21 protein-coding genes and 1 pseudogene are annotated in these 18841 nt (G+C 69.6%); 14 read left to right on the forward strand and 8 right to left on the reverse strand.

The window, feature by feature from the left end; all coding sequences use genetic code 11:
* Positions 1-111: 111 nt before the first annotated feature.
* The gene (locus FHS38_RS20065) at positions 112-1338 is read right to left on the reverse strand and encodes an MFS transporter (protein ID WP_184735295.1); all 1227 of its coding nucleotides are present in this window, start codon (positions 1336-1338) and stop codon (positions 112-114) included.
* Between the two features lie 35 nt (positions 1339-1373).
* Entirely contained in the window at positions 1374-1973 is a 600-nt protein-coding gene (locus FHS38_RS20070; RefSeq protein ID WP_184735297.1) for a malonic semialdehyde reductase, read from the reverse strand.
* 142 nt (positions 1974-2115) lie between these two features.
* Here FHS38_RS20070 and FHS38_RS20075 point away from each other — a divergent pair, with 142 nt between their 5' ends.
* The 4 genes from FHS38_RS20075 (at position 2116) to FHS38_RS20090 (ending at position 4639) form a co-directional block, all read left to right on the forward strand.
* Complete coding sequence (locus tag FHS38_RS20075; protein WP_184735299.1) at positions 2116-2625, forward strand: MarR family winged helix-turn-helix transcriptional regulator; 510 nt, start codon at positions 2116-2118, stop codon at positions 2623-2625.
* Positions 2626-2727: 102 nt separating this feature from the next.
* Positions 2728-2976 (forward strand): DUF7691 family protein, encoded by a 249-nt coding sequence (locus FHS38_RS20080; RefSeq protein ID WP_184735301.1) that lies wholly within the window; start codon positions 2728-2730, stop codon positions 2974-2976.
* Positions 2977-3106: 130 nt separating this feature from the next.
* On the forward strand, positions 3107-3667 hold the full coding sequence (locus FHS38_RS20085) for a recombinase family protein (RefSeq protein WP_311775279.1): 561 nt from the start codon (positions 3107-3109) through the stop codon (positions 3665-3667).
* A 324-nt stretch (positions 3668-3991) separates the two neighbouring features.
* On the forward strand, positions 3992-4639 hold the full coding sequence (locus FHS38_RS20090; RefSeq protein ID WP_184735302.1) for a TMEM175 family protein: 648 nt from the start codon (positions 3992-3994) through the stop codon (positions 4637-4639).
* Between the two features lie 45 nt (positions 4640-4684).
* Here the strand turns inward: FHS38_RS20090 and FHS38_RS20095 are convergent, their stop codons facing one another.
* Together FHS38_RS20095 and FHS38_RS20100 are read right to left on the reverse strand one after the other, a co-directional pair.
* The gene (locus FHS38_RS20095; protein WP_229822642.1) at positions 4685-4822 is read right to left on the reverse strand and encodes a hypothetical protein; all 138 of its coding nucleotides are present in this window, start codon (positions 4820-4822) and stop codon (positions 4685-4687) included.
* An 86-nt stretch (positions 4823-4908) separates the two neighbouring features.
* Entirely contained in the window at positions 4909-5583 is a 675-nt protein-coding gene (locus tag FHS38_RS20100) for an HAD family hydrolase (protein ID WP_184735305.1), read from the reverse strand.
* 128 nt (positions 5584-5711) lie between these two features.
* Here FHS38_RS20100 and FHS38_RS35510 point away from each other — a divergent pair.
* The 4 genes and pseudogenes from FHS38_RS35510 to FHS38_RS20115 form a co-directional block, all read left to right on the forward strand.
* A pseudogene (locus FHS38_RS35510) lies at positions 5712-5843 on the forward strand (helix-turn-helix domain-containing protein); the annotation flags it as partial.
* A 136-nt stretch (positions 5844-5979) separates the two neighbouring features.
* Positions 5980-6945: a transcriptional regulator gene (locus tag FHS38_RS20105; RefSeq protein ID WP_229822641.1), complete on the forward strand. Its 966-nt coding sequence runs from the start codon at positions 5980-5982 to the stop codon at positions 6943-6945.
* A 70-nt stretch (positions 6946-7015) separates the two neighbouring features.
* Positions 7016-7357, forward strand: a complete 342-nt coding sequence (locus tag FHS38_RS20110; protein WP_184735306.1) for a hypothetical protein — start codon at positions 7016-7018, stop codon at positions 7355-7357.
* Entirely contained in the window at positions 7354-7737 is a 384-nt protein-coding gene (locus FHS38_RS20115) for a DUF6415 family natural product biosynthesis protein (RefSeq protein ID WP_184735307.1), read from the forward strand. Before FHS38_RS20110 ends, FHS38_RS20115 begins: the two co-directional genes overlap by 4 nt.
* A 645-nt stretch (positions 7738-8382) precedes the next feature.
* Here FHS38_RS20115 and FHS38_RS20120 read toward each other — a convergent pair.
* On the reverse strand, positions 8383-9480 hold the full coding sequence (locus FHS38_RS20120; protein ID WP_184735308.1) for a mechanosensitive ion channel family protein: 1098 nt from the start codon (positions 9478-9480) through the stop codon (positions 8383-8385).
* A gap of 357 nt (positions 9481-9837) precedes the next feature.
* Between FHS38_RS20120 and FHS38_RS20125 the strand changes: the two genes are divergently transcribed.
* Positions 9838-10050, forward strand: coding sequence for a DUF4287 domain-containing protein (locus FHS38_RS20125; protein WP_184735309.1), 213 nt, complete (start codon positions 9838-9840; stop codon positions 10048-10050).
* A gap of 138 nt (positions 10051-10188) precedes the next feature.
* Here FHS38_RS20125 and FHS38_RS20130 read toward each other — a convergent pair whose 3' ends face one another.
* Entirely contained in the window at positions 10189-10527 is a 339-nt protein-coding gene (locus tag FHS38_RS20130) for a MerR family transcriptional regulator (RefSeq protein ID WP_184735654.1), read from the reverse strand.
* A gap of 59 nt (positions 10528-10586) precedes the next feature.
* On the opposite strand from FHS38_RS20130, the gene FHS38_RS20135 reads away from it, so the two are divergent.
* Positions 10587-11399: an aminotransferase class IV family protein gene (locus FHS38_RS20135; RefSeq protein ID WP_184735310.1), complete on the forward strand. Its 813-nt coding sequence runs from the start codon at positions 10587-10589 to the stop codon at positions 11397-11399.
* A gap of 81 nt (positions 11400-11480) precedes the next feature.
* On the opposite strand, the gene FHS38_RS20140 is transcribed toward FHS38_RS20135, so the two are convergent.
* Positions 11481-12641 (reverse strand): CaiB/BaiF CoA transferase family protein, encoded by a 1161-nt coding sequence (locus FHS38_RS20140; RefSeq protein WP_184735311.1) that lies wholly within the window; start codon positions 12639-12641, stop codon positions 11481-11483.
* A 288-nt stretch (positions 12642-12929) separates the two neighbouring features.
* Here FHS38_RS20140 and FHS38_RS20145 point away from each other — a divergent pair, with 288 nt between their 5' ends.
* Entirely contained in the window at positions 12930-14057 is a 1128-nt protein-coding gene (locus FHS38_RS20145; protein ID WP_184735312.1) for a M20 family metallopeptidase, read from the forward strand.
* 154 nt (positions 14058-14211) lie between these two features.
* Here FHS38_RS20145 and FHS38_RS20150 read toward each other — a convergent pair whose 3' ends face one another.
* Positions 14212-15369 carry an FAD-dependent monooxygenase gene (locus tag FHS38_RS20150; protein WP_184735313.1) on the reverse strand — a complete coding sequence of 386 codons (1158 nt, stop codon included), beginning with the start codon at positions 15367-15369 and terminating at the stop codon, positions 14212-14214.
* A gap of 88 nt (positions 15370-15457) precedes the next feature.
* Between FHS38_RS20150 and FHS38_RS20155 the strand changes: the two genes are divergently transcribed.
* The 3 genes from FHS38_RS20155 (at position 15458) to FHS38_RS20165 (ending at position 18740) form a co-directional block, all read left to right on the forward strand.
* A complete protein-coding gene (locus FHS38_RS20155; protein ID WP_184735314.1) occupies positions 15458-16030 on the forward strand; it encodes a TetR/AcrR family transcriptional regulator in 573 nt (190 codons plus the stop codon).
* 235 nt (positions 16031-16265) lie between these two features.
* Positions 16266-16862 (forward strand): dihydrofolate reductase family protein, encoded by a 597-nt coding sequence (locus FHS38_RS20160; RefSeq protein WP_184735315.1) that lies wholly within the window; start codon positions 16266-16268, stop codon positions 16860-16862.
* A gap of 177 nt (positions 16863-17039) precedes the next feature.
* Positions 17040-18740, forward strand: coding sequence for an FAD-dependent monooxygenase (locus FHS38_RS20165; RefSeq protein WP_229822640.1), 1701 nt, complete (start codon positions 17040-17042; stop codon positions 18738-18740).
* Positions 18741-18841 lie beyond the last annotated feature (101 nt).

An 18841-nucleotide genomic window follows, 5' to 3' on the forward strand; every position in this document is an offset into this window, starting at 1 on the left:
CCACGTCACCGGCGCGAACAGCGCAGTGCCACCGCGTACGGAAGCACTTCGTCCGGAAAAGTCATGTCGTCTGCTTGGCCACCTGGCCCGCGGGGTGCCAGGCCGCGGTTCTCACTTCAGGACCAGCAGGGCCGCGAGCGCGGGGCCCAGGGCTCCGCCCAGTTGGTAGCAGAGCACGAACAGACCGATTGCCGTGGGGCGTTGGTGGTCGGGCGCGTCCTTGGTGGCACGGATGGACAGAACGGCGTTGCTGCCGGTGGAGACGAGGACGGCTGCTGTGGCAGTGAGGAGGAGCAGTGGTCCCCAGGTGGCGAAGGTCGCGGTGAGGGGGGCGAGGGCGCCGAGGGTGATCAGGGTGGTGAGGACGGTGCGGTGTGCCAGGCGCCCGGAGGTCGCGGAGAGGAGCCAGGACAGGGCCGAACCGATGAGCAGGGCGATGAGCTGGCCGGTGCCGATGGCGTCCGTGCTCCACGGTGTGCGCTGCGCGATCAGCCGCGGAATGCTGAAGAGGAGGGCGAAGTACGAGGTCGAGAACGCACAGGCAAGGAGCGCGGACCCGATGAAGGCGGGTGAGCGCAGGAGGACGGCGGGGACGAATCCGTCCGGTCGGCGCCTCGCGTGGACCGCGAGGGGGACGGCGACGACCAGGGCGGCGAGTGCGGCGGCGAGCGGCGCGGTGGGGATGAGCACGAGTGCCGACGCCAGAGCCACCACGAGACCGGCTCCCGTGGCGTCGAAGGAGGTGGTGGCGGGTGGGGTCCGATGTGTGTGGCGCCAGACTGCGGGGATCGCGAGGAGCGAGACGGCGGACAGCGCGAGGGCCAGGCGCCAGGACACCGCGCTCGCGAGAACCGAACCGAGCAGCGGCCCCGAGGCGCCCAGTATCCCGAATCCCGCGGTGATGACGCCCATGCGCCGGGTGGAGCCGGTGAGGTTCATGGCCACGGCCACGAGGCCCGCGCCTCCGATGGCCTGGACGGCGCGCCCGGTGAGGGCGAGGGGCAGCCAGGGTGCGGTCGTGACGAGGGTGGTCCCGACGGCGACGGCCACCCCGCCCGCGAGGAGGGCCGGTCGCAGCCCACGCTGTCTGATCAGCCCCGCGCACAGCGGGGTTCCGATGGTCATCGCCCAGGCGAAGACGGTGACGAGCCAGGTCGCGGTGGCTGTGGGGACTCCGAGGGAGCGGGCCATGGTGGGCAGGATCAGCACGGGTGCGTTGGCGCCCATGGCCATGGGCGCCGCGAGCAGGGCCAGCCAGAGGGCCGGCACTCGCCCGGACGACACCTTGCCGATGAGGGGAGAGGCGGAGGCGGGCTCGGCCACCAACTGGTCGGACATGGGAACTCCTGAGGAAAGGGGGGTGACGGCGGACGTCAGACGGTGGTGACGGCCTGGTCGTAGGCCAGGCGCGGGGAGCGCGGGAACCAGGGGTTCTCGCCGGGCTTGCCGATATTGATCACCATCAGCGGGGTGTGGTCGTCGTCCAGGAGTTCCTTCTGGAGGCCGTCGGAGTCGAAGCCGGTCATGGGGCCCGCACCGAGGCCGGCGGCGCGGATGCCGATGATGAAGTACGCCGCCTGCAGGGTGGCGTTGAGGAGCGCGGACTGCTCGCGGACCGGGCGCTCGCCGAAGAAGTCGTCCTTGACCTGCGGGTAGTGAGGAACCAGCTGCGGGAGCTCCTCGTGGAACTCGTTGTCCGCGGACAGGACCGCGACCAGCGGGGCGGCGGCGGTCTTGGCCCGGTTGCCCTCGGCCATGTGCTTCAGCAGACGTTCGCGGGCTTCGGGCGAGCGGACCAGAGTGACGCGCAGCGGGCTCTGGTTGAAGGCGGTGGGACCGTACTTGACCAGGTCGTAGATCGCCTGGATCTGTTCGTCCGTCACCGGCTCGGCGGAGAAGGCATTCGCGGTGCGGGCCTCGCGGAAGAGCAGGCGCTGGGCGGCGGCGTCGAGGGCGAGGGGGTGTATGGACATGGCGGGCTCCGTTTGCTCAAGGTTGATAATTTCAACGTTGAGATAAAAACATCGCGATCGCTCAACGTCAAGTGTTTCAACGTTGAGATATCATCGCCGGTGCGACGTGCGATACGACACCGGACCGGCTTGAGGGAGAGCGATGAGCGGCGACGCAGTGGACGAGATCATCGAGCAGTGGGTCGCCGAGCGCCCCGAACTGGCCGACGACCTGTGGCCGGTGGAGGTGTTCGGCCGGCTGCAGCGGCTCGGCTCGGCACTGGAGAAGAAGTTCCGGAAGTTCGCCGCGGAACGCGACCTGGAGCTCGGCGAGTTCGACGTCCTCACCACACTGCAGCGGTCGGGCCCTCCGTACGAGCTGACCGCCGGCGCCTTCCGCAAGGCCTCCATGGTGACCTCGGGCGCCATCACCAACCGCATCGATCGCATGGAGGCCAAGGGACTGGTCGAACGGGTGCGGGACACCACGGACCGGCGCTCGGTGAAGATCAGGCTCACCGAGCGGGGACATGAGATCACCCACGCCTACATGACCGACCATCTCGCGCACGAGGCCGACATGCTGGAGCTCTTCGAACGCGCGGAATGCGAAGAACTCGCGGGCATGCTGCGCCGGCTCCTCGTCTCCTTCGGGGACACCACCATCACGTGACCCCCTCCCCCGGTCACCGCCGTGCCCCCTCCGACACGGCCGTCGAGGTTCACCGCGGGCCCGTTCGCCGCGTTGTCAGTGGCCACGGCTAGGTTCGATCGCATGAGTTCCTCACTGAGCCTTCACCTCCTCGACCTGACCGCGACGCGCGCCCTGGTCGGATCCGGCGATGACCAGCTGCTCCGGACGATCCGCGACAACTTCGGGGACGACCTGGCCCGTGACGACGAATGGTTCCAGCACTCGATCGACAACGGCGCCCCCACCGCGTACGAGGCGCTGCACGCGGTCGTACACGGAGGGCCCTTCTCCAAGGACCCGGACCACGCCTTCCAGTACGGCTACGCCTAAGCGACTGTGCTCCCTGACCGGGTCGTTCCTCGACAACTCCTGCTTCTGCCCGTACCGGGGCGAGTGGCCGGCGGTCGTCGATGTCGGCTACGCCCGCGTCTCCACCAAAGGCCAAAACCTCGACCGGCAGATCGCCGCGCTCACCGCATGCGGCTGCGCGAAGATCTTCGCTGACAAGAAGTCCGGCAAAAACGCCGAGCGCGAAGAACTATGGAAGGCCCTCGAGTACGCCCGGCCCGGCGACACCATTACCGTGCCCTCCCTCGACCGCCTCGGCCGCTCCATCCAAGACCTGATCTCCATCGTCGCCGGACTCCGCAAACGAGGCATCGGCTTCCGCTCCCTGCACGAAGCCCTCGACACCACCACCCCCGGCGGCCGGCTCGTCTTCCACGTCTTCGCCGCCCTCGCCGAGTTCATCCGCGAACTCATCGTCCAGGGCACCCACGAGGGGCTGGCCGCTGCACGGGCCCGCGGCGAGCGCATCGGTCGACCGCCAGCCATGACCGAGGAGCAGATCCTGCACGCCCGTTCCATGCTCGCCAAACCCGAAGCGTCGATCAGCTCAATCGCGAAGCTGCTCGGCATCTCCCGCACCACGCTGTACAAGTACGTGCCCGAGCTTAAGGCCGGCCATCGGCCGAGGGTTGGCGTGCAGGACGCGCCGCGACTTGAGGAGGCTCGTTCATGAGGGCGCCTGCTTGTGATCGCTAGGCGGTGTCCGGCGGGTCTCGCGCCCTTCCTGGGAGGGGCCGGGCGCTCGGTGGCGACCGTACTCCCTTGCCCCCTATACCTCTTTGACCCCTTTTCTGCGTGTTCCGGTTGTCCTCCTTGTGCGCTGGGTAAGGCGAGACGGTGCCGTTCCGTCTCAGGCAGCGGTGGGACCCGCCACGAAGTCGGCGAACGGCCCGCACGCGGACCCGATGCGTTCACGAAAACCTTCGGCGTGGAAAGGCGCGCACCGTTCCGGGGCCCTCCCTGATCACGTCGAAGGTCCCGATGACAGGGAGTACTCATGAGCACCGATGCGCGGCCCGAACCCGGGCTCTCACCTGAGAGGCTAGCCTTCTTCACCGATGCGATCTTCGCGATCGCGATGACGCTGCTGGCGGTGGAACTGGAGCACCCGGACGACAAGCAGATCCACTCCGGTGGCGCACTGTGGGAATTCCTGGTCGACCAGTGGGGCTCCTACCTCGCGTTCGCGCTGGCGTTCGTTCTTCTCTGGTCGGTATGGCGCCGCCACCACCAGCTGATGGACCGCGTCCGCCGACTGTCCAGGGCGTTCGCGTTCTGGCACGCGCCGTTCCTGCTCCTGGTCGCCTTCCTGCCGTTCCCGACGGCGGTCATGGGCGCCTCGATCACCAATCCGATGGCGCAGACCCTGTTCGCCGGCACGATGGCCGCCATGGTCTGCTGCGAGGCGACCCTCAAAGAGCTTTCCGTCGCTGCCGGTCTGGCCACCGACGACCCGGCCGCCATCCGCCACCACGCCGGCGCGTCCTGGTCCGTCGGCCTCTGGTTCGCTCTCAGCGCCGCCCTCGCCTGGCTCCTCCCCTACGCCTACGTCATGTGGTTCCTCGCCCCCCTCGCCGCCGCCTGCGGCGCACGTCTCCTGACCCGCCTCCGGGGACGCAGGGCGGCAACGGTTTCCGTGCCGTGAAAGTGCAGCGCACCGCCCCCGGTCGCCGTATCCGTCGGACACCGCCTAGGCCGCCTGGCCGTGCCGGTCCCGTCGTACCGTCGCCACCCACTCTGCCCGCAGCTCCTGGTACCGCCGACGCTCCGCCGCGGTCAGCACCCGCCCCCGGCGGGCGTGCAGGAACGCCCGGATCGCGGCGTTCACCGTCGCAGCATCCGGGCACACCGCGCCTGCAGGAGGGGGAGTTGGGGCCATAAGGCCGAGGGTACGACGAGGTACTGACAGCGGCCTCACGATCCCTGGGTCAGCCGTACCAGCAGGTCCGTGTCCGTGAGATCGGGGAGGACGACGTTTGCGCCGGCCGCACTCAGTTCGGCCTCGCTGCTGCGGCCCGTCGCCACGCCGATCACCCGAACCCTGTTGGCGAGGCCCGCCTCGACGCCCGCCGGGGTATCGTCGAGCAGCACCGCCTCCGCCGCGGCAAGGCCAGCGCGCTCCAGGGCGATGCGGACCAGCTCGGGCCGCTCGTCCGCGTCCTCCCCGTAGGCGCCCATCTCCCACCGGATATGCCGGTCGAGCCCGAACGTCTGCAACTTGATCTCCGACACGGCGCGGACGTTACCGGACACCACGGTCTGCTCTACGCCGTCCACCTCCGCCAGGGCGTCCAGAGCTGCCGCAGCACCGGGCAAGGCGTGGCCCCGCTCCCGAAGCTCAGCCGCCCGCTGCACATGCGCCTCCGCCAGCGCCTCAGCAAACCGCTCGAAATCACCGCGGCCCGTCTCCAGGCCGTGGAGCTTCGCGGTCTCCCGGAAAATCACCGGCTCCGTGATCCCATCGATCCGCGCCTGCCGCTCCATCCGCCGGCCCGTCACCCGCTCGAACGCCAACCCGGACAGCTCCCTGCCCACACCGCGCGTATCGACCAGCGTGTGGTCGATGTCCCACAGCACGATCCGCCGCATCCGACTCCTCCCCAGGGTCCGCCGCCAGGGACAGGCTGTCACACGAACGAGCTGGCGAAACCACTCTCAGCCACCAGACGCCGCTACGGTGAACCCCATTGCGGGCACACCCAGTTCATGGAGCACCAATGACCAGCGAACTCCCCGTCGGCGCACGCATCCGCTACTGGCGCAGACGCAACGGCAGCCGATCCCAAGCGGCCATCGCCGGCCTCTGCGGCATCACCGAGGACTACCTCGGCCAAATCGAACGAGGCCGCAAAGCACCGTCCCTAGACGTTCTCGTAGCCCTAGCCCGGGAAATCGGCGTCCCCGTCTCAGCCCTCCTCGACCACCAGGCACCGACCGACGAGCCCGCCCCCCCAGCACACGGCCCCCGACGTCGCCCGCGTCCTCATGGGCTACCGCGCCGCCTCCCATGCACCGGCCTTTCCCCCACCTGCGATCCTCCGCGAACGAGTCGAAGCCGCCTGGCGCACCTGGCAGACGTCCCAAAACCGGTTCACCGAGTCCGCCCGCATCCTCCCCGACCTCCTGACCGACGTCGAGCACGCCGTCCGCAGCTACCGGGCTGGCACCGACCCGGTAGCCCGCCGCGAAACCCTCCGGACAGCAGCCGACCTCTACGGCCTCCTCCGCTCCTATTGCCGCCGCACCGGACGCATCGACCTCTCCCTCCTCGTCGCCGACCGCGCCCTCCGCGCCGCTGAGGACGCCGACGACCCACTCCGAATCGCCGGAGCCCAATGGAACCTCGGCCACGTCCTCCTCGCCCAAAACGAATCCGAAGGCGCCGAGCAAGTCGCCACCCTCGCCGCCGAGCAGATCCAAACCCCGAAAACCCCGGACGAGCACGCCATGGCCGGAGCCGTCGAACTAGTCGCTGTCACGGCCCACGCACGCCGCCGCAACTGGTGGGCCGCCCGCACCCGCCTCGAACGCAAAGCTCTGCCCAAAGCCAAAGCGGCCGGCGAGGGCAACGTCGGCTGGACCGTATTCGGGCCCACCAACGTAGATCTCCACGCCCTGAGCATCGAAATGCTCGCTGGCGAGGCGGTCGAAGGGCTCCGCTGTGCGGACCGCGTCGACATCTCCTGCCTTCCCTCCCTCGAGCGGCAGTTCACGTTCCTGCTCGACATCGCACGCTGCTACGACCTGCGAAGAGAAGACGCCGCCGTCCTCGTCCACCTCCTCGACCTCGAACAACTCGCTCCCGAAGACGTCGCACGCAGCCCCCTCGCCCGCCAGATGCTGACCGATCTACGACGTCGCGTCCGCCCCACCTACCGCCGACAGGTCGAGGTCCTCATCGACCGCATCGGACTCGACGAAGCACCCGGACTCCCCGACAACCCGGCCTGACAGACCGGGTCCCACCGGCGCATCGCCCCTACAGTCGTCGCACCATCAGCCCCACGACGACAGGACCGCGATGACCACCATTACCGCAGTTGGGACGGACTGGGACGCCATCCGCATGCCCCGCTACCTCGGCCTCGCAGCCGCCGCCCACCTCGGCGACGCCCTCGGCACCGTCATCGTCGAGCCCGGCGAGCGCCGCATGTACGTCCTCGTCCCACCGGGCACCGCAGGTCGCTGGGATTTCCCCGACACCCACGCCCTGGGCGAGGACTCCTACCTGCCGCTCCCGCCAGCCTCGCGGAGCGAGCCTCCCGGACCGTACTGGCTCACCCCGCCCGGGTACCGGTGGAAGCTCACCGACCCCGACGACCTGAGGTCCGCGCTCACCGCAGCCAGTCAGCCACCCCTATGAGCCACCACGCAGTCGACACCGCCGCCATTCAGCGAACCCTCGACCGCGCCCTGGCCATCAGATCCAGCCCCCTCGAGCTGGACGAGCTGGCCAAGCTGGAGACGCTTCTCCTTGGCCACATCGCGGACCTGCTCCCTGTTGCCAGGGCCCGGATCGGCCGACTATGGGTCGGCAGCCTCGAATGGGACCGGGAGCGGGCCGTTCTCGACCGCATCGCCGCCCAGGCCCAACGTGGGCTCGGCCACGGCGCCCTAGCCGACATCTCCCACGTCACCCAGCTCGCCCGCGACTGCAGACGACTCCTCGGACGGCAACACTCAGCCGAGCGGCACCGGCCTGACACTCCTGGAGCCAGGCCTTCCCAGGTCAGCGAGTTGTGATCGTTTAGTTCACGGGCTCGATCGGCTCGTGCATATGCCTACTACACACGCCGAAGCCGTGGCAGAGTAGGCGAGCAGGCGGTTGATGCTTCACCCACCTCTGCCGCGTGCTGATGCATGTTGAGACTGAGGGCTCAGGTCACACGTTGAAGCGCAGGAGCCATAGGTCCAGGGGGAGGATCAGATCAGCAGTCTCCAGAGGCATTCGCGACACATCCAGCCGAGTGCGGACCAACCGGTACGCCAGCGTGTCAACCGCCAAGCCCAGGGCGTGCGCCTGCGACTCGCTCAGTGGCGCCAGCCCGGAGACTCTGCCGACGAGAACTGTCGCCCACCCCTGGGTAGCCGCCCGTCCGCCGCCGCACCCCTGTAGGGGAGACAGGCGACCATCTACCCCCGTCGAGAGCCTCGAGCGGACACCCTGATCGGGGATCTGTTCCTGCGGCATCCCTGCCCGCCGCTCTCGTTGGGCAAATCGCCGGGCCCGGATCGCGTCCCACCTCCCAAGTGGCGAGCCGGGCCCGGTCCTACGTCCTACTCATCAGGTGGGAGTGGGAGACGAATGGGAAATGATCAAGGCAGAAATCTGAGAGAAGGTGCGAGTTTCTCCGCAAAGTTGCGCGAATCGCGTTTCCGTAGCGGATGTCAGGCCGTGGTACCGAGTCGGTCCGATGCGGCGTCAAGAGACGAGCGGGGGTGCGGGATCACGGCCTCGGCGCTCTGCTCCAGGGAGACCGTTCGTGCCGGAGCGGGGATCCGAATGCCCTCGGTGCGGTACCGCTGGTGCAGGCGCTTGATGAACTCGTGCTTGATGCGGTACTTGTCGCTGTACTCGCCGACCCCGAGGACTACGGTGAAGCCGATGCGGGAGTCCCCGAAGGTGTGGAACCGGACGGCCGCCTCGTGGTCGGGTACGGCACCGGTGATGTCCTTCATCACGCTCTCGACGACCTCGTTGGTGATCCGTTCGACGTGTTCCAGGTCGCTGTCGTAGCCGACGCCCACCTGCACCGTGACGGTCAGCTGCTGTTCGGGCCGGCTGAAGTTGGTCATGTTCGTGCCGGCGAGCTGGGCGTTCGGGATGATGACCAGGTTGTTCGAGAGCTCCTCCACCACCGTGTTGCGCCAGTTGATGTCGCGGACGTAGCCCTCCTCGCCACTGCTGAGCCGGATGTAGTCGCCGGGCTGAACCGTCTTCGAGACAAGGATGTGCACACCCGCGAAGAGGTTGGCCAGCGTGTCCCGCAGCGCGAGGGCGATCGCCAGACCGCCCACACCGAGGGCGGTGAGCAGGGGGGCGATGGATACACCGAGGGTTTCCAGGACGATGAGGAAGCCCATCGCCAGCACCACGATGCGCGTGATGTTGACGAATATCGTGGCCGATCCGGCCACGCCGGATCTGGACTGGGCCACGGACCGCACCAGCCCACTGATCACCCGGGCGGCGGTGAGCGTCGCGGTCAGCATGATGAGGGTCGTCAGTGTCTGGCTGACGATGTGTCCGACCTGCCGGGTCAGCGGGAGGGCCGCTGCTGCCGCCGCCACGCCGGCTGCCACCGCGGACCACGGGACCAGCGTGCGCAGCACATCGACAATGAGGTCGTCCCCGCTCCACCGGGTCCTGCGGGCCCGTTCACCGAGCCAGCGCAGGATGACCCGCAGTACGAGGGCCATGGCCAGGCCGGCGGCCACCGCGATGCCTGCGGCGATGACGTCGTGCAGTGTCAGAGTCCGGTTCATCGGCGTGCGCCCTCCGTACCGTGGAGCGGAGCGACGGCGTCGCGCGCTGCCGTGATCCCGGAGTGATGATTGGTCACCTTGTATTCCCTGCCTGTCCCGACGGTTCGACATCGCGCCGGGCCGTGCGGTGATCCAGCGCGAGAAGTCATCCTGCACCACCTCCGCTTCCCCCTTGCACGCCCGGGTACCTGAAGGAGGATCAGCGTCGGGGCGGGCGGCCGCCCGGCAAGACAAGCGGGCCATCGGCCCTCAGCGCCGGACCAGGGGCTCCGAGGCCTTCACAGGGCACGCATTCCGCTTTGGCGGGCGGCATTCCCGTGATCCCGCGTTGTCAGTGGCGGGTGGCAGAGTACGGCCATGACTGAAACCGTGAAGGGTCCCGCCAGCTACTTCCCGTCGATCGAGAAGAAGTACGGCAGGCCGATAGCCGAGTGGAAGAATCTCATCCGCACTTCGCCCCTGACCAAGCACATGGAGCTGGTCAGCTGGCTCAAGTCCGAGCACGGCCTGGGGCACGGCCACGCCAACGCCCTCGTCGCCCACACTCTCGCGGAGGCCGGTGGCAAGTAGCACAGCCCCGCTGCCGCAACGATCGCCTCGGGGCACGTTCCTCGGCGACTCGTTCAGGGGGGCGCACCCAGAGTCCCCCGGCGCCGGGGGACCCGGTCGTGTCGCGCGGCGCCACGAATCGCGGGCGGCGGCTCTGTACTACGTCAGGTAGCCGGCGAGGGTGCTGCGGCTGCGTCGGAGGTCGTCGATACGTTCGTCCGTGGCCGCCAGCTCCCGGCCCAGGATGGCTCGAAGGTCCACGCACATGTCGAGCTCCGGCCGCTCGCCCCGGGCGCACGGCAGCACCGAACGAATCACCTCGGTGGTCAGACCCGCGTTCAACAGGGCGCGAACCTGCCGCACGGTGACCACCGAGTCCTCGTCGTAGTCGCGGTATCCGTTCGGACCACGCCTGGCTTCGAGCAGTCCCTGCGCTTCGTAGTAGCGCAGCATCCGAGCCCTGACCCCGGTTCGCCGGGACAACTCCCCGATCAGCATGAAACCCCGCCTCATCTGAGGTTGACCTTCTCATTGGTGTGAAGCCTTAACGTCGCCCCATGAGCGAACATTCCGCGTTTGTTGTTCAACGCAACGGTCGGGCGGCGACCGCCGAGCAGTTGGCGCCGCTCGCCTTCGCGGGCTACGCCCACTTCACTGCCATGCAGGTGCGTGGGGGCCTGGTCCGCGGTCTCGATCTCCATCTGGAGCGGCTGCGGTCGGCCTCGGTGGAGTTGTTCGGTCGGGCATTGCCCGACGATCGGGTGCGGTCCTGTCTGCGTGCCGCTCTGGAGGCCGGTCCGGCCGACCTCTCGCTGACAGCCACGGTGTACTCGCCGACAGGCGAGTTCACCGCGGGCGAGGCCGATACGGAGCCCAAGATGCTGGTCCGCACCGGACCGGCCGCGTCCGGCCCGGAGGGCCCGCTGACGCTCGCGACGGTCGAGTACGAACGGGTGCTCCCGGCCATGAAGCACGTCGGCGAAGTGGCCAAGACGTATTTCCTCCGCCAGGCCGTAGGACAAGGCTTCGACGACGCCGCCTTCGTCGACCGTCGGGGTCGGCTCAGCGAGGGCTCGATATGGAATCTGGCTTTCTGGGACGGTGCCGCGGTGGTGTGGCCCGACGCCGACATGCTGGGCGGGACGACGATGGGCATCGTCCGCCGGCAGCTGGATCGTCTCGGTGTCCCCCAACGCGTCCAGGAAGTCACGCTCACCGACCTGCCGGCCTTGGCCGGGGCTGTGGTCATGAACTCGTGGACGCCGGGTGTGGCGGTACACCGGATCGGCTCTGTGCCCATTCCTGAGGCACCGTCCTTCTTGGAGTTGCTTCACTGGGCCTACCAGGCCGAACCACTCACCTCACCGTGAAGGCCGGTCGGGCCGCGTCCCCGGGCTGAACGCGTGCTGGGCCCCTCCCGGCAGGAGGGGCCCAGCCGCGGTCAAGGCTGCTCAAACAGCGCCCTCAGAACGCAGGCGGGCAATGTCCGCCGTGGTGAGTCCCATTTCCTCCAGGATCTCGACCGTGTGCTCACCGAATCCGGGAGCCGGCCGGTCCCGGCTCGGTCCGTCGTGGGCATAGCCGAAGGCGGCGACCGGTACCACCGGGTCACCGTCTTGTGCCGAGTGCAGGAACGGCCGGTGTTTCAGCTGTTCTTCGCCCAGCGCCTCCGCGACGGTCCGTACCCGTTCGCCCGGAAGTCCGTGGCCGTGGATCCACTCCTCCCACCGGACCGCGCTGCGCGTGAGGAAGATGCGGCGCAGCGCCTCTCGCATCGCTCCGCTCGTGGACCGGAGCTCTTCCAAGGTGTTCAGCCCCTCGAAATGAGGATGCGGGTGTCCCTCCGCCGCAAGCGCCGACCAGAGTCGTCTGTTCTGGTCCGGCGTCGGTGTTCCCAGGACGAACACGCCGTCGGACGTCTCGTACGCGCCCAGACCGCTCTCCTCGACAGGCTCCCGGTCGACGGGGTGGAGCAGCGCCGACACTTCGGGGGCCATCAGCATCAGGGCTGTGTCGAACATGGCGCAGTCGATCCTTTGCCCGCGACCGTCGCGGGTGCGGGCGTACAGGGCTGCCGCTACCGCGAACGCGGCGTTGTAGCCGCTCGCGTAGTCGATGAAGGCCAGGTTGGGCTTGTGGCCGCCGCATCGCGCGATGACGCCGGAGGCTGCCTGGATCACGTTGTCGTAGGCGTTGACCTCGGCTCGGGGGCCGCTCTGTCCGTATCCGGTCATCGAGCAGTACACGAGCCCGGGATTGGCCGCAGACAGCTCCTCGTACCCCACACCGAGCCGGTCCAGGGCGCCGGTGCGGTAGTTCTCGATGACGACGTCCGCTGTTCCCGCCAGGGATCTGAAGATCTCGCGGCCGCCGGCCGTCCTGAGGTCGAGCGTCATCGCGCGTTTGTTACCGCCCTGGACCTGGTAGTTGACTCCGCGCAGCTGCCCGTTGAGTGCGGCGTCGGGTCCACGTTCCCGGACGAAGTCGGGCCGGTCCGGCGGCTCGATCTTGATCACGTCCGCGCCGAGGACCGCCAGCTGGTAAGCGGCGAACGGACCGGCCAGGACATGCGTCAGATCAAGGACGCGGACACCGGCGAACGCACGTGTCACAGGGGCCTCCTTGAGGTCGGTCGGACCGGGTCCCGGTAGGCCTTTCCCGGGCAGGGATACCGCACGGCTTGCGGGGATCCACGCGGAGCCAGCGCGTGGCGGGGGCGGCCGCCCACCAGGCTCCTCGGCCCCTCGGCCGGTGGCAAGAGCACTTCCCGGTCACGGGACGCGGCCCGCGCGAACCTCCGGGCGGCCACCGACGCGATGGACCGCAGTCGGCTGTGGTGCCCCGAGCCGGCAGTCGTCGGACGATGTTTTCGTCACGGCGCACCAAGTACCCTTGCAAACATGACGATGCGCAAGGCCGTCGACGTGAGTGTTGACGCGATGATCGAGGACCTCAGGACACTCGTCGAGATCGAGTCCCCATCGCGCAATCCCGACGCCTTGACGGCATCGGCCCAAGCTGTCGCGGCTGTCATCGAGAGCCGCCTCGGCGGGCAGGCCGTCCTCGTCGAGAGCGAAGCCGGGCCGCACGTCCACTGGGCAGCCGGTGGTGACCCGAAGGTACTGATCCTCGGTCACCATGACACGGTGTTCCCTCTCGGCACCCTTGAACGCCGCCCGTTCATGGTCGAAGACGGGCATGCGACCGGCCCCGGGGTCTTCGACATGCTCGGCGGTTTGGTACAGGCGGTTCATGGCCTGGCGACGCTCGAAGACCGGTCGGGCGTCGAGATCCTGGTGACCGCCGACGAAGAGGTGGGGTCCCGCTCCTCTCGAGCTCTCATCGAAGAACGCGCCATTGCCTGCGGCGCTGTACTCGTGGTGGAGGGCGCCGCTGACGGTGGAGCCCTGAAGACCGGGCGTAAAGGCTGCGGCACGTTCCACGTCTCCATCGCGGGCCGGGCGTCGCACGCAGGCCTTGAGCCCGCGGCCGGGGTCAACGCCCTGATCGAGGCATCACACCAGGTACTGGACATCGCAGCGCTCGGTCGACCCGGTATCGGCACGACGGTGACCCCGACCGTCGCGTCCGCCGGAACGCTGGACAACGTCGTTCCCGCGGAGGCGACCGTCATCGTCGACGTCCGGGTCGAGTCGGCCGGCGAGAAGGAGCGAATCGAGTCCGCGTTCGCAGCACTGGCTCCGCATCTCGATGAGGCGAAGATCGCGGTTCGGGGAGCCGTCAGCCGGCCCCCCATGCCTGAGTCGGCATCGGCCGGTCTCTTTGCGGTGGCAAAGCGGCTGCTTCCCGGCCTGGAGGGCAAGGCAGTCGGCGGCGGCAGCGACGGCAACTTCACGGCCGCACTGGGGGTGCCGACACTCGATGGCCTCGGCGCAGTCGGTGGCGGTGCCCACGCCGACCACGAGTATCTGGTGGTCGACGCCATGGCCGAGCGGGCGACGCTTGTTGCCGGACTGGTGGACGCGATGCAGAACGCCCAGGAGGACGAGAACATGCGCGTCCTGTGACGCGACGCGTACGGGCGCGAGGTGCCGACCGCGGCGTGGGCCCGTGCCTTCGCGGTATCGCAGGCTGCTCGTTGGTGCGACCCGTGCCAGGACCGGCCACCACCTCCACCTCCGCCGCCGCGCAAGAGCGCTCACGGCCTCCTGATCCGGCTCGTCAGTCCCATCGCGGGGGCGTCCAATCGGCATGCCGGAGGATCGTGCGAACGGTGGCGCGGGACGGTGCCATGCGGAGCGCCGTGTTGCGCAGGGCGATCGCCATCGGATGTGACAACTGCTGACCCATGCGGCCGGCCTGGCGGGCTGCCCGGGCGACCGACTGGGCGCGGGGGCGGCGCGCCGCGTCATAGCGGGTCAGCGCCGACTCGACGGTGGGCTCGGTGGAGAGTGCGGCGGCCAGCGTCGCCGCGTCCTCCAAAGCCTGGCAGGCGCCTTGCCCGAGGTTCGGCGTCATGGCGTGGGCCGCGTCGCCGAGGAGGGCGACACGGCCTACGGCGTAGGAAGGCAGCGGGGTGACCAGCTCGTTCACGTCATGGTGCAGGACGGCTTCGGGCCGGGAGGCTGCCAGCAGAGCGGGGATGGGGGCGTGCCAGTCACCGAACCGGCGGCGCACCTCGGCGAGAGGGTCCGGATAGCGCACACCGGCGGGTGCGTTGAGTACCGCGTGCCACTCGGCCCGGCCGTCGGCGAACGCGATATGGCCGAACTCGGCCCCCGGCCCCCAGGTCAGTTCGAAGTCGGTGCGCAGGTCGACCGGACGCTCAGTGATGGCGCGCAGTACGGTCGACCCGCTGTAGGACGGGCCGGGGTGGCCGGGGAAGAGCCGGGTGCGTAACCGGCTGCCGATGCCGTCGGCAGCCACGACCAGATCCGCGTCCAAGGGGCTGTCCCCGAAGGTCGTCCGCACCCGCGGGGGTCGGGACAGGTCGACGGACGTCACCTCGGCTCCGATGACCAGGGACTCGGGCGGCAGGGCCTCGCGCAGCAGCCGGTGCAGCGTGGCACGGGGGATGCCGAGGATCGGGGTGCCCAGCTCGCGCTCCAGCGCGGCTCCGTCCATGCGCGCCAGCCGGCGGCCGTCCGGGGTGCGGGTACCACCGGTGTACTGGGGCCGCGCGGCCGCGCGCACCGCCTCGCCGACACCGAGGGACTCCAGGGCGCGGATGCCGTTCGCGTGCAGCGAGATGCCCGCGCCCGCGTCGTCGAGGACGGGGGCACGTTCGATGACCGTCGTCTCCCAGCCGATGAGACGCAGACCGATCGCAGCGGCCAACCCACCGATTCCTCCGCCGACAACCACCGCACTGCTGCCCATGCCGAGCCCCCCTCTTCCGCCTTGCCCTGTTCTTCTACAGATATAGAAGAACAGTACTCCCCTGGCTCTACAGGTGTAGAAAGGGGTGGTGACCGGAGATCGACGAACCGTCCTAGCCGACGCGGCCATCGGCGTGCTCGCCGAGACCGGCATGCGAGGCCTGACCCACCGCGCCGTGGACCGGGCGGCAGACATGCCGCCGGGCACCACCTCGGCGTACTTCCGTACCCGCCACGCGCTGCTCACCGCCTTGGTCCGACGCCTCGTCGAACGCGACCAGGCAGAACTCCAGACGGCAGGGGAAGGGGTACCGGCGCCTCGGAACGCCGACGAGCTGACGGACTCCATCGCCGTGTTCGCCGAGCGGCGGCTCGCCGGAGAGGGGCGGCAGCGGTCACTCGCGCGCTATGCGTGCGCCGTCGAGAGCGTGCACCATCCGGAGCTGCGCGAGATTCTCGTGCCACGCGAGAACGCAGCGCGTGATTCGGTGCGGGACTTCCTGAGCACACACGGCGTAACGGACGCCGAGGGCCGCACCCTCACGCTGCTGGCATGTGTGGACGGGCTGGTCTTCGACCGGCTGGTGAGTGGCGGGGGCGTACCCCGGGAGGAGATCCAAGGCCTGGTCGCAGCGGCGCTGCGGGAATCCGACGAGGGCTAGCCACCCTGGGCCGCGCCTGAGGTGCTCCGGCAGTGGCGCCTTCCACCGGGAACCGCGCACGGTCACGTCATACGCGTCGCTGCCGTGCCGCTCGGCTAGGGTCTGATGCGGAAATGGGCCTTGACGGTGGATCGGCCGGTAGTGCCGGTGGCGGGACCGAGTGGGCGCGATGTTTTCGAGATGGCGCGACGATCCCCATTGCCGTACCCCCGGACGAGGATGAGGAGCGAGTCCCGTGCGCATCGTTGTCACTGAGTTCATGAGCTTGGACGGCGTCGTGCAGGCGCCGGGCGGACCCCAGGAGGACACCGACGGTGGCTTCGCCCACGGCGGTTGGTCGCACCCGTTCTTCGATCCGGAGGTGATGGGCGGTACCTTCGACGACGCGCTGACCAAGGCCGGGGCGCTGCTGTTCGGGCGCCGCACGTGGCAGACGATGGCCGCGGCGTGGCCCGAGCGTGCCGGTGACCCGTTCGCCGACCGGATGAACGCCATCGCGAAGTACGTCGTGTCCGGGACGCTGGGCGATGACGAGCTGACATGGGACAACACCACACGCATCCCCGGCGACGAGGCGGTCGGCCGCGTTCGGGAGCTGCACGCGAGGGACGGCGACGACCTGTTGGTCATGGGAAGCCCCACGCTCGTACGCACCCTCCTGCGCGAGGGCCTGGTCGACGAGCTCCGGCTCATGATCGAGCCGGTGATCCTCGGCGGCGGAAAGACCATCTTTCCTGACGACGGTGTGCTGCGCACGCTCGAGCTGGTCTCCACGGTCACCAGCGGCACGGGCGTGAACGTGTGCACCTATCGGCCGGTCTCCGAGCGGTAGGCCGTTTCGTCGGCGTCACGCGGCATGCACCCGGCTGCGCTCAGCGAGGCAAGCGGCCCCACGCTCTCACCGGGGCCGGCCGAGGGCGCGGGTCCCACAGCCCGGCTCGCCGCCCGTGCCCTGCCGGGCGACCATGAGTACGGGACCGGTTCGGGGGCCAGGCACTGGGAGGCACCCGTGGCGCACACCCGAACGCTTGACGTACTGATCGTGGGCGCCGGTCCGGTCGGATTGAGCACGGCCGCCGAACTCCGCCGGTGCGGGGTGCGCTGCCGTCTCGTCGACCGGCTGCCGGCCCGCCTCCCGTACGCCAAGGCGGTCGGCGTCCAACCACGCACCCTGGAGATCTGGGACCGGATGGGCCTGGCCCGCACCGTCCTGGAGGCCGCCGTACCGCTACGCGGACAGCTGATCTACGTCAATGGCCGGGAGCAGGGGCGGATCGATCTCGAGCTGCCGCCCGAGGTGCCCTACGGATTCGCCGCGCTGCCGCAGTACGAGACCGAGCGCCTCCTCGAGGAGTACGTCGCCGGTCTGGGTACGGTCATCGAACGCGGCACCGAGCTGCTGTCGTTCACCCAGGGCCGGGACGGGGTCACCGCCCGGCTGCGCACCGCCTCCGGCGACGAGGAGGAGCTGCGTGCCCGCTATCTGGTCGGCTGCGACGGCGCGCACAGCGTCGTCCGCAAGGGCCTGGGCCTCGCCTTCGAGGGCGGGGCCTTCTCCGAGGAGTACATGCTGGGCGACGTCGAGGCCGACTGGGACCTGCCGCACGGATACGGCGTACGGTCCAGCCACCGCGCGGACGACGGCTCGACCGACGACCTGCTGGTCTGCATCCCGCTGCCCGGCACGGGCCGCTACCGCATGTCGATGCTGGTCCCGCCCGAGCTCTCCACACAGGCGACCGGAAAGGGGCCCGCGCGGGGCGACGGCGTCGGACACGGCCTCGATGGCGACCGCACCCCGGAGCTGTCCCACCTCCAGGCCGTCGTCGACCGTCTGGCCCCCCGCCCCGCCCGCCTCTCCCGGATGCGCTGGTCCTCCGTCTTCCGCATCAGTCACCGCATCGTCGACCGCTACGCCGACGGACGTGTCTTCGTCGCGGGCGACGCCGCCCACATCCACCCGCCCACCGGCGCCCAAGGCATGAACACCGGCATCCAGGACGCCTGCAACCTGGCCTGGAAGATCGCCCTCGTCGTCCGTGGGAAGGCCGGACCCGCCCTGCTCACCAGCTACGACGCCGAACGCCGCCCGGTCGGCGAAGAGGTCGTCGGCCGGACCGTCCGTCACGCGACCCAAGGCATCGAGGCCGGCCCCGACGACCCTCGAACCCTGATGCTCCGCGAGGCCCAACTGCTCGTCGGCTACCGGGGCGGCCCGCTCGTCGGCAGCCCGTACGGGCCGTTGGACGCGCCCCAGCCCGGCGACCGGGCCCCTGACTGTTCCGGCCTGACCACGCCCCTGGCCGCGTACCCGCTGCGCCTGCTCGACGTCCTGCGGGACCGCACCGGCCACGTGCTGCTGCTGTACGCGGCAGACCTTGCCGACTTGGCCGGGGCCGCCGACGCCGTTGCGGCTACCAGGGGGTCGCTGACGGCCGACGGCGGCCCGGGGACCCCCGACCGCCCGGCCACGGCGGCCGGCCCGCAGACCGTCGCCGTACTCGCCCGCGAAGCCGCGCCGGCCGCCCCCGGCACCCTGACCGTCCCCGAATACCGCGACGCCGCCGGTGAGTTCGCCCGGCTCTACCGCCCCGACGGCCCGACCGGCTTCGTCGTCCGCCCGGACGGGCAGCTCGGCGCCCGCTTCCCCCTCGACGGCACAGCGGCAGCCCTGTCCGGCTACCTCGCTGCCCTGTCCGCTCCGGCGTGATCGGAGGCGATCGGAGTCCGATCACCTCCGCGCCGTCGGCCGGTGGCCCGCCGCGCAGCGGCACGATCTCCCCTCATGGTGGAGGGGAAGCGGCGGCTGGA

This window comes from Streptomyces netropsis (genome assembly GCF_014203545.1).
Classification (GTDB): Bacteria; Actinomycetota; Actinomycetes; order Streptomycetales; family Streptomycetaceae; genus Streptomyces; species Streptomyces netropsis.